The sequence below is a fragment of the Aeromonas sp. s6 genome, assembly GCF_040907815.1.
GTDB lineage: Bacteria > Pseudomonadota > Gammaproteobacteria > Enterobacterales > Aeromonadaceae > Aeromonas > Aeromonas caviae.
The window spans coordinates 1-10,406 of sequence record NZ_JBFOCN010000002.1; the positions used below are offsets into that span (position 1 = coordinate 1).

General features: G+C 62.6%; 7 protein-coding genes and 1 pseudogene. 4 read left to right on the forward strand and 4 right to left on the reverse strand.

All coding sequences use genetic code 11. The annotated features are described in order from the left end of the window. Positions 1-171: 171 nt before the first annotated feature. Positions 172-1,560 (reverse strand): DASS family sodium-coupled anion symporter, encoded by a 1,389-nt coding sequence (locus tag AB5Y50_RS00010; RefSeq protein WP_049636009.1) that lies wholly within the window; start codon positions 1,558-1,560, stop codon positions 172-174. A 154-nt stretch (positions 1,561-1,714) separates the two neighbouring features. Continuing rightward, positions 1,715-2,155, reverse strand: a complete 441-nt coding sequence (gene trxC / locus AB5Y50_RS00015) for a thioredoxin TrxC (RefSeq protein WP_010674892.1) — start codon at positions 2,153-2,155, stop codon at positions 1,715-1,717. 153 nt (positions 2,156-2,308) lie between these two features. Here trxC and AB5Y50_RS00020 point away from each other — a divergent pair, with 153 nt between their 5' ends. The 3 genes from AB5Y50_RS00020 (at position 2,309) to AB5Y50_RS00030 (ending at position 8,844) form a co-directional block, all read left to right on the forward strand. Beyond that, positions 2,309-5,107, forward strand: coding sequence for a response regulator (locus AB5Y50_RS00020; RefSeq protein ID WP_223932031.1), 2,799 nt, complete (start codon positions 2,309-2,311; stop codon positions 5,105-5,107). A gap of 139 nt (positions 5,108-5,246) precedes the next feature. Then, positions 5,247-6,983: an ABC transporter transmembrane domain-containing protein gene (locus tag AB5Y50_RS00025; RefSeq protein ID WP_029314593.1), complete on the forward strand. Its 1,737-nt coding sequence runs from the start codon at positions 5,247-5,249 to the stop codon at positions 6,981-6,983. A 109-nt stretch (positions 6,984-7,092) separates the two neighbouring features. Further along, a complete protein-coding gene (locus AB5Y50_RS00030) occupies positions 7,093-8,844 on the forward strand; it encodes an ABC transporter transmembrane domain-containing protein (RefSeq protein ID WP_049636011.1) in 1,752 nt (583 codons plus the stop codon). Positions 8,845-8,899: 55 nt separating this feature from the next. Here the strand turns inward: AB5Y50_RS00030 and AB5Y50_RS00035 are convergent. Further along, positions 8,900-9,777, reverse strand: a pseudogene (locus AB5Y50_RS00035) (hypothetical protein). Next, entirely contained in the window at positions 9,725-10,081 is a 357-nt protein-coding gene (locus AB5Y50_RS00040; RefSeq protein ID WP_223917421.1) for a hypothetical protein, read from the reverse strand. The pseudogene AB5Y50_RS00035 and the gene AB5Y50_RS00040 overlap by 53 nt, the downstream one beginning before the upstream one ends. Positions 10,082-10,222: 141 nt before the next feature. Here AB5Y50_RS00040 and AB5Y50_RS00045 point away from each other — a divergent pair. Continuing rightward, the coding region (locus AB5Y50_RS00045; protein WP_368162368.1) for a transposase at positions 10,223-10,406 on the forward strand (184 nt) is incomplete at its 3' end.

Sequence of the window (10,406 nt, forward strand, 5' to 3'; positions counted from 1 at the left end):
TCCAGTCGATCTTCCTCCAGCCTTTATCCAGCGGGGCTTGCAATAGAAAGAGGGAGGCATCATGCCTCCCTCGATTTTTTGTCCTGATACTACGTAGACTGGAACTCAAATTCTCTTAAGTGAACAGCATTGCGGCGATGCGGGGCTTGGAGGGGCATTAGGGGGCGAACCTCAGTGGAGGATATCCCCCATGAAATAGGCCAGCATGGTCAGGATGACGGTGAACACCAGGTTCAGTACCAGGCCGGCCCGCATCATCTCCCGCTGCTGGATATGGCCGCTGGCGAAGACGATGGCGTTGGGAGGCGTTGCCACCGGCAGCATGAAGGCACAGGAGGCGCCGACGGCGATCAGCACGGAGACCACGATGGGGGAGACCCCCAGTGCCTCGGCCACCCCGGCGAACAGCGGCACCAGCAGCGCGGCAGTGGCGGTGTTGGAGACCAGCTCGGTCAGGAACACCACGAAGGCGGCCAGGCAGAGCAGGATCACGAAGATGGGCATGGAGGAGAGGCCGCTGGAGAGGTGCTCCGCCAGGAAGGCGTTGGCCCCGGTCTGCTTGAGGATGGCGCTCAAGGTGAGACCACCCCCGAACAGCAGCAGCACGCCCCAGTCGGTGTTCTGGTTGATGTCATCCCAGCTGGCGACGCGGCTGACGGCGATGGCCAGGATGGCGCCCATGGCGATCAGGGTATCGAACTGGGGAATGCCGCCCAGCGCCTTGGCAAGAGGCTGGGATCCAATCCACAGCAGCACCGTGGTCAGGAAGATGACCAGGGTCACTTTGCGCTGACCTGTCCACTCGATGGTGACCTGCTCGGTGCTGACCTGGTGGGAGAGATTGGGACGGGTCACCCAGTAGAGCAGGCCGATGCCTACCGGCATGAAGATGATCACCACGGGGATGCCGAACTCCAGCCAGTCGGTGAAGCCCAAGCCCATCTGGGCGGCGGCGATGGCATTGGGGGGGCTGCCCACCAGTGTGCCGATGCCACCGATGCTGGCGCTATAGGCGACGCCAAGCAGCACGAAGACAAGGGTGCGGCGCTCCTTGTGAACGTCCAGCCCTTTCAGCATGCCGAGGGCCAGCGGCATCATCATGGCCGCGGTTGCGGTGTTGCTGATCCACATGGAGAGGGCGGCCGTGATGGTGAAGAGCACGATGGAAGCCCAGCCCAGGTGTCCCTTGGCGAGCTGCATCACCTTGCCGGCGATCTGGGTGTCGAGTCCCTGCTTGGAGAGGGCTGCAGCGAGGGCAAAGCCGCCAAAGAAGAGGAACAGGACGGGGTTGGCAAAGTCGGTCAGCGACTTGCTCATGTCGAACACCCCGAGCAGGGTGGCGAGCACCGGGATGGAGATGGCAGTGATGGTGATGTTCACCGCCTCGGTCAGCCAGAGGATGGCGATGAAGATTAGGATGGCCAGCCCCTTGTTGACCATGGGGTCAAACGGGAGCCATGCCAGCATGGCGCAGAGCAGGAGCAGATCCAGGATGACGATCCCGGACTTGATGTCCAGCCAGCGTGAGGGGGGAGTCGGAGGTACAGCCGATGTGTGCATAACGTTCTCTCGGTTAATTTATGGTTGTTGTTGTGATGCCGAGGTTACATATATCCCCCTGTTTGAAACAGGGGGATATGGTCAAATCATGTGGCGACTCACAGAGTCAAGTGAAGATGGATCTTCAATCAAACAGAAATGAAACATTTTATTTTCATTTGACAGGGGAGGTGAAGGAGAGCAGCCACTCCTTGAACAGGCTCTTGGGCAGGGAGCCGCTGCGCTGTGCCAGGATCTCCCCCCGCTGGAAGACCATCAGGGTAGGAATGCTGCGAATGCCATAGCGACCTGCGATGGCGGCCTCCTGCTCGGTATCGAGTTTCACGAAGCGAAGGCGGGGCTCAAGCTCCCGGGCGACCTCCTGAAAGACGGGGGCAAACTGCAGGCAGGGGCCACACCAGCTTGCCCAAAAGTCCACCACCACCGGGATGTCGGACTGGATCAGGGCATCGAAGCTGGCCTGACGCCCCGCCACCGGGGTTTGTTCGAAGAGGGCGTGACGGCAGCGGCCACACTTCGCGTTTGAGTCTGCTTTTTCGACAGGCAGGCGGTTGCGGGTAAAGCATTGGCTACAATAGGTGGTGACAAGTGACATAATTGCTTCCTTATTTCATGGCCCGGCAACATCTTTATTGCAATCAGAGCGCCGACTAACGGTAACATAGCACTCAGTGGTTTTTCACAGTTGGCCTCCGGCCGTGACCTGATGTCACCGGATGGCCGACCATGACATGAGAATCGAGACGGGATGAAGAGTGTTGCACGGGGCAATCGTGTTGTCTTTGGCCTTATCATCGTATCGCTGGTGGGCTTTTCTGCCTATTGCTGGCAGTTGCTCAGCCAGCAGCAGCGTGCCTTCGATTTGAGCGTGGCGGCTGAGATGGTGCTCAATCGGGTCAATACCGATACCGTCTATCTGCTGGGGCGCGAGAAGGCCAGCGATGGCAGCGTACAGCAACGTCTGAGCCTGCTTTCCAGTCACCTGGACAGGTTCGTCAGGCTGGTGCACGAGGATCCGGAGTCGGTGGACGACCCCGGCTCCCAGGCGTTGCAGCGGGACATCGACGGTTATCTGCTGGATCTCGCCAGGCTTTACACCATGGAGATGACCATCGAGTATCTGGCTCCCCGCTTCCAGGGCCAGCTCAAGGCGTTGCAAGGCACCCTGCCGGTCGGTGAGGCGCAGTACCGCGACCTTACCGAACTCATGTGCCTGCACCACTACCTCCGACGCAGCTGGGATCAGAACGAGCAGCGGCAACTGTTGCAACTCCAGCAGCACCTGCTTGACCGCTATGGCGAGCAGCCGAGGGTCACGGCCCTCGTCCGGCTGGGCCAGGAGTTCAATCAGCAGGTGATGGAGTACCATCGCCTGCGCAATCAGGTGGTGGAGATGAAGGGGCTGAGCTCACTGCCCGCCTGGAAGCAGAGCAAGCTGGAGCGGGCCTCCTCCCTCAAGAGCCGCTTCTACCTGATGGTGCTGGGGGGGGCGCTGCTCTGCTTCTCGCTGGTGGCCGCGACCCTGTGGCGTCGCAACCAGAAGCTGAGCGAGCTCTCTCGCCATGCCGCGCTGCTGGCCCAGGCCAAGAGCGACTTCCTGGCCAACATGAGCCACGAGATCCGCACCCCCATGAATGCCATCATCGGCTTCAGCGCCCTGGCACTGCAAACCAGTCTGGATCCCCAGCAGCGGGACTATCTCAACAAGATCAGATCCTCGTCGGACACCTTGCTGCTGCTCATCAACGACATTCTGGATCTCACCAAGGTGGAGTCCGGCAAGTTGACCTTGGAGGAGATCGACTTCGATCTCAGCGAGCAGCTCGACTCCCTCGCCGCCATGTTCGCGGATCTGGCGGAGCGCAAGCACATCGAGGTCATCATCAACAAGTCTCCCGCCGTGCCCGACTTTCTGCGCGGGGATCCGCTGCGCCTCGGTCAGGTACTGGTCAACCTGGTGAACAATGCCATCAAGTTCACCGAGCGGGGCGAGGTGGAGGTGGCCATCACCCTCACCAGCCAGCATCCCATGCGGGTCTGTTTCAGCGTGCGGGATACCGGCATCGGCATCGCCCCGGAGAAGCAGGCCCAGCTGTTCCAGCCCTTTACCCAGCTGGAGGCGGGCAATACCCGCAAATATGGCGGCTCCGGGCTTGGCCTCAACATCTCCCAGCGCCTGGTGGGGCTGATGGGCGGGGAGATCACCGTGCAGAGCAAACCCGGGGTGGGCTCCACCTTCCTGTTCGAGATCCCCATCTCCCAAGCGGTGTACGGGGTCTCGGGGCGCCGGGTCTTCTTCGATCACCAGCCCCTGATCCTGATGATGGATGACAATGAGCTGGTGCTGGAACTGGCCAAGGACATCCTGGGGCGGGCGGGGGCGTCCGTCATCACGGTCAACAGCCTCTCCCGCGCCCGTCAGGTGCTGCGTGAAGAGGGGCATCACATCCGCCTCGCCATCCTCGACTGGCGCATGGGTCAGGAGGATGGCCTGGACTTGGCCCTCGAGATGTACCAGCACAGCCAGTGGCGGCGCCTGCCTGTCCTGATGACCAGCGCCTGGTCCAGGGAGGGGCTGCACGGGCGGATGGAAAGCATGGGACTGACCCACTTCCTGGCCAAGCCCATGACCGAAAACGCCTTGCTGGCCAAGGTGGACGAACTGCTCAACGGCAGCTCCCATGACAGCAAGGTCCGCCAGGCGGAGGCACAGGGGGATCAGCAGCAGTTCCGGGAGCTGCTGCGTGGTACCCGGGTGCTGCTGGCCGAGGACAACCGGGTCAACCAGCAGCTCATTCTGGAGTACCTGCGCCGGGTGGAGGCCAAGGTCACCGTGGTGGACAACGGCCGCGAGGCGGTGGAGCAGGTGGCGGAGCAGCCGTTCGACGTCATCCTGATGGATCTGCAGATGCCGGTGCTGGACGGGCTGGATGCCACCCGCCAGATCCGCAAGATGGTGGACAAGCATGATGTGCCCATCATCGCCCTCACCGCCAGCGCCATGCCGGGGGACAGGGAGCGCTGCCTTGGCGTCGGCATGAACGGCTATGTCACCAAGCCGGTGAGCAAGCTCGATCTCTACAACAACCTGCTGCAATGGGTGAAGAGCAGCGGCGGGGAGCCCAAGGTGCCCATCGAGGTCAAGCCGCCGGCCCTCATGGGCGTGCTGGATCTGGAGGATGCCCTGCGCCGGCTGGAGCATGACAGGGAGGCGCTGCAGATCCTCTTCAAGCTGTTCCTCTCCGAGCACAAGGACGATCTGTGGGACATCCGCACCGCCCTGCGTCGCCAGCAGCCCGAAGTGGCGTGCCGCTTGCTGCATACCCTGAAGGGGGTCTCGGCCAACATCTCCGCTTCCCGCCTGCAACTGCTGGCCGGGGAACTGGAGTGGCGGCTGCGGCTGCAGGAGGAGCTGAGCGAGGGGGAGCTCAACCAGTTGCAGCAGGTCTTTACCCAGACCCGGGAGGAGGTCTCCCACTTCCTGCTCACCGGGGAGCAGCAGGAGTCGGTCGCTTTCCCGTTTTCGCCCCCCGACAAGCGGCTCTGAGGGAGGGCAAGATAGCAATCGTTCTCAAGTCACCCGCTTCAGGCTATGATGACCCACTCGTTCGCCCCCGCCAGGGGGCGATTGTATTGAGCTTCTCTTCATGATCACGCGGCAGCGCGCCGCGACCAAGGACTTCTCTGTGAGCGTATTTTTGCGGCTTGGCTGGTTTTTCAAGGATCAGTGGCGGCGTTATCTGGTGGCCATCTCCCTGCTGATGCTGGTGGCCCTGTTTACCGTGATCCCCCCCAAGGTGGTGGGCTGGGTGGTGGATGGCATCGCCAAGGGTGACCTGGACAGCGGCACCCTGACCGGCTATCTGGCGGGGCTTTTTGGCCTGGGACTGCTTATCTACCTGCTGCGCTACGTGTGGCGGGTCATGCTGTTCGGTGCCTCCTACCGGCTCGCCTACGTGCTGCGCAACCGGCTGTTCAGCCACTTCACCCGCATGAGCCCGGATTTCTACCAGCGCCACCGCACCGGTGATCTGATGGCCCACGCCACCAACGACATCCAGGCGGTGGAGATGACCGCAGGGGAAGGGGTACTGACCCTGGTGGACTCCTTCATCGTCGGCATCCTGGTGCTCTCCATCATGTGCAGCCAGTACTCCTGGCAGCTGACCCTGCTCTCCCTGCTGCCCCTGCCGGTGATGGCCTTCTTCATGAACCGCTTCGGGACCCAGATCTACAAGGAGTTCAAGGCGGCTCAGGGGGCCTTCTCCCGCCTCAACAACAAGACCCAGGAGGCCCTCTCCGGGGTGCGGGTGCTCAAATCCTACGCGGTCGAATCCCTAGAGGACGAGGGCTTTGCCGAGCTGACCCGTCAGGCGGGGGAGCGCAACATGGCGGTGGCCCGCATCGACGCCAAGTTCGACCCCGTGATTTACCTGTGCATCGGCTGCTCCTATTTTCTGGCTGTCGCAGGGGGCAGCGCCCTGGTGCTGCAAGACAAGCTGACTCTGGGGGAGCTCACCAGCTTCACCATGTACCTCGGCCAGCTCATCTGGCCCATGTTCGCCATCGCCTGGCTGTTCAACATCATCGAGCGGGGCAGCGCCGCCTACTCGCGCATCGAAAGCCTGCTGGGGGAGCACAGCGACATCGAGGAGCCGGCCCATCCCATGGCGCTGGCCTCGGCCTTTCCCCTGCGGGTGCTGGGGCTGGGCTACCGGCTGGAGCAGCGCACCCTGTTGCAGGGGGTGGATGTCACCCTGCAGGCTGGCGCCATGCTGGGGATAGTGGGACGCACCGGGGCAGGCAAGAGCTCCCTGCTCAAGCTGCTGATGCGCCTGGCCAACCCCACGGCCGGGGAGATCCGCATGGGGGAGGTGCCCATCTCGCAACTGTCGCTGGGTGAGCTGCGCAGCCAGTTTGCCTATGTGCCCCAGGAGCCGTTTCTGTTCTCCACCACCATCGCGGCCAACATCGCCCTGGGCCGCCCCGAGGCGAGCCGGGAGGAGATTGAGCGGGTGGCGCGCATCGCCTGCGTTCACGACGACATCAGTCGCTTCCCCAAAGGGTATGAAACCGAGGTGGGAGAGAAGGGGGTGACCCTCTCCGGCGGTCAGAAGCAGCGTCTGGCCATCGCCCGCGCCCTGCTGCTGGATGCCCCTATCCTGGTGCTGGATGACGCCCTCTCGGCGGTGGATGCCCACACCGAGCAGCAGATCCTGCTGGCCCTCAAGGTCCACAAGCGCACCCTGGTGCTGGTGAGCCACCGCATGACGGCGGTGGAGCAGGCGGACGAGATCCTGGTGCTGGAACAGGGCGCGATCAGCGAGCGGGGCCGTCACGAGACCCTGATGGCCAGGAACGGCTGGTACGCGGACATGGTCCGCTACCAGCGCCTGGAGCAGGACGTGGAGGAGAGCCTGTGAACAGGATGACAAGGCCCCTGGTTTCCTTCACCCCCCGCCCGGCTCCCGCGAGCGGAGAGGGGAGCAAAGAGAGTCAATTCCCGTGGAACGTTGCGCTGGAGGCAAGTCTGTGAATCCAACCATCAAACGGCTGCTCGCCTACTGCGCCAGCTACCCCCGCTGGCTGGTGCAGGCGGGCATCTGCCTGCTGCTCGCCACCGGCGCCGAGGTGGCGGGTCCCTTGCTCATCAAGCTCTTCATCGATGACTACCTGGCGCCGCGCCGGCTGGAGTGGGGCATCATCGCCGCCCTTGCCGCCGGTTATCTGGGGTTGCAGGTGTTGTCGGCGGCCGGCTTCTACCTGCAATCCCTGCGCTTCAACCGCATCGCCCAGGCGGTGGTGCAGCGTCTGCGCGAGCAGGTGTTCGCCACCGCCATCCGCCTGCCTGCCCGCTATTTCGACAAGCACCGCTCGGGCTCCCTCATCTCCCGCATCACCAACGACACCGAGGCGATCATGAACCTCTATGTCCAGGTGATAGGGCTCCTGGTGCAAAAAGTGGTGCTCCTGTGCGGCATCCTGCTCTCCATGGCGCTGCTGGACTTTCACCTGATGCTGGTGTGCGCCACCCTGCTGCCGGCGGTGGGGGCCGTGATGTGGCTCTACCAGAAACTGAGCGTGCCCGTGGTGCGGGCGACCCGATCCTTGCTCTCCGACATCAACAGCCGTCTCAACGAGTCGTTGCAGGGGATGCCGGTGATCCAGGCCATGGTGCAGGAGCGCCACTTCGCCATTGCTTTTGCGGGGGTGAACCAGCAGCACTGGCAGGCGCGGATCAAGAGCCTCAAGATCAACGGCATCCTGCTGCGCCCCCTCATCGATCTCTTCTACATGATGGTGCTCATCGGTCTGCTGGCCCTGTTTGCCCACGAGGGGCTGAGCACGGCGGGGGCCATTCAGGTGGGGGTGCTTTACGCCTTCATCAGCTATCTGGGGCGGATGATCGAGCCCCTCATCGAGATGACCAACCAGCTCAACCAGTTGCAGCAGGCCATGGTGGCGGGGGAGCGGGTATTCGCCCTGCTCGATGAAACCCGCGAGAGCACCGACGGGGAGGTGCGCCCCCTGGAGGGACGGGTACGCTTCGACGGGGTGGGCTTCTCCTACGACGGGGAGCAGCAGGTGCTGCAAGATGTGAGCTTTGCCACCCGGCCGGGCCAGATGCTGGCGCTGGTGGGCCACACCGGCAGCGGCAAGTCCACCATCATCAGCCTGCTGATGGGTTTCTACCCCCTGGATCGGGGGAGCATCCACTTCGATGATCACCCCATGAACGGCCTGGCTCTCTCGGCGGTGCGCCGCAGCATCGGCCTGGTGCAGCAGGATCCTTTCATCTTCGTCGGCACCCTGGCCGAGAACCTGCGCCTTGGGCGTGACGGCATCGAGGATGGGCGGCTCTGGCAGGCCCTGGAGGAGGTGCAGCTGGCCGATTTCGTGCGCCGCCTGCCCGATGGCCTGGCCACCCTGATGGAGGAGGGGGGCAAGAACCTCTCCGCTGGCCAGCGCCAGCTGCTCTCCTTTGCTCGCGCCCTGGTGGGGGATCCGCGCATCCTCATCCTGGACGAGGCGACCGCGAGCGTGGACTCCCAGACCGAGCTCGCCCTCTCCCAGGCGCTCTCGGCGGCACGCCGTGGCCGCACCACCATCGCCATCGCCCACCGTCTCTCCACCATTGTGGATGCCGATGAAATCCTGCTGCTCTCCCGCGGGTGGGTGAGCGAGCGCGGCACCCACGGCGAGCTGATGGCGCTGGGGGGGCATTATGCCCAGCTGTTCGAGATGCAGAGCCAGGGGGCCTGGCTTGAAGAGAAACGGGCCTGAGGCCCACCTAAAAAAACAGCCGGCATCTGCCGGCTGTTTTTTTTGACAGGCAGGGTTACACCGTGACCTTGCTGCGGCTGACCAGCTTGGGTTCCAGGGGCGGGAAGTCATCGTTGAAGAAGGTATCCGCTTCTTCAATTTGTGCCTTGCGCTGCTTCTGGATGAAGTTGTCGAAGTCGCGCTTGATCTCGGGGTCCTTGAGGGCCTCGTAGTCGAACACGTTGGCGGCATAGAGGTAGTTGAAGTAGATGTCGACGAACTCGGCGCTGGCACAGGCGGAGGTGAACTTGCTGTTCTGGCGGTCGAAGTTGACGCGGTACTGCTTGATCTTCGGCACATAGACCAGCTCGTTGCCCACCTTGAACACTTCCACTGTGACCCCCACCGTGATGGTCTTGTGAAGTCCTTGTTGTTCTCCACCCCGAAGCGGATGGCATCCCCCTGCTTTTGCAGGAACTTGTTGAAGCTGGCCAGCGCCGTGGTGCCCTGGCTCACCACCACGTCCATGATGAAGTTGATGAAGTCGGTGGCGATGCTGAGCCCCTTGATGTGGCGGCTGTAGCTCTGCTGATCGATCTTGCTCGGCCCCATCAGGGGGATCTTGGAGAGGGCCCTGGCCCAGAGATCCGCGTCCGTCTTGTACTGCTCGCCATAGGCTTCGGCGTAACGGTTGATGTAGGCGGTGACCACGGAGGTGATGGCGATGAGGTAGGCCTTCTGTTCCGCCAGCTTGGCCATGACTGCGGGATCGTCCAGCAGCTCGTTGGCCACGATGAACTCCACCAGGCCGTCCTTGTCGGCATAGGGATCACTGCCCACCGCCCGGACGGTGTCGGGCAGATTGACGTCGTTGAAGAAGGCCTCGGCCTCGGCGAACTGATCATGGTTGCTCAGGCGGTTGGCCGGTGCCTCGCGCACCAGCTGGCAGAGCACCAGCTACGGCCTCGTAGTCCGACTCGCGCCACAGGGGGGCCTGCAACTGGTTGCCGAAGGTCTTCTTGTAGGCGAGGTTGAAGTCAAACAGCACCGAACTGCAGCCGCAATCCATGGCGAAGTCGACGGTGTAGCTCAGCGGCCCGGTGGGCAGGGGCTTGCTCATCTTCCCCTTGGCGCTGAGGTTGGCATAGCACTTGAGGTACTCCCGGCCAAACAGCTCGTAGACACGGTTGTTGTTGAAGTTGAGCTGGAAAGTACCGGCGCTCTCGCCCCCGTTGAACAACTGTTGCACGTGACTCATCTCTCTATCCTTATGGTGAGATTGGTAGACGGGTTGACCCGGTGCCGAGTGGCTACTTCCTGGCCAGCAACAGCCTAGGCTGTGTTCTTAAAGTGATGAAGATATAATCTCACATCTTCTCAACAGCTTAAGATCCATTCCGTGTCCCACCGTTATCAGCTGACTGATGCACAATGGGGGCTTATCGAGCCCCAGTTTCCTTCTCGAAGCCTGATCGGGCGCCCTACCCATGAACCGCGCCAAGTGCTCGATGGCATTCTCTGGATACTCCACACCGGAGCTCCTTGGCGAGACCTTCCAGAACGTTTCGGACCATGGAATTCGG

Excerpts from the sequence above, each read along its gene's own strand:
- AB5Y50_RS00010 (WP_049636009.1), bottom strand. The coding sequence starts at position 1,560 with ATGCACACATCGGCTGTACCTCCGACTCCCCCCTCACGCTGGCTGGAC.
- trxC (WP_010674892.1), bottom strand. The coding sequence starts at position 2,155 with ATGTCACTTGTCACCACCTATTGTAGCCAATGCTTTACCCGCAACCGC.
- AB5Y50_RS00020 (WP_223932031.1), top strand. The coding sequence starts at position 2,309 with ATGAAGAGTGTTGCACGGGGCAATCGTGTTGTCTTTGGCCTTATCATC.
- AB5Y50_RS00040 (WP_223917421.1), bottom strand. The coding sequence starts at position 10,081 with ATGAGTCACGTGCAACAGTTGTTCAACGGGGGCGAGAGCGCCGGTACT.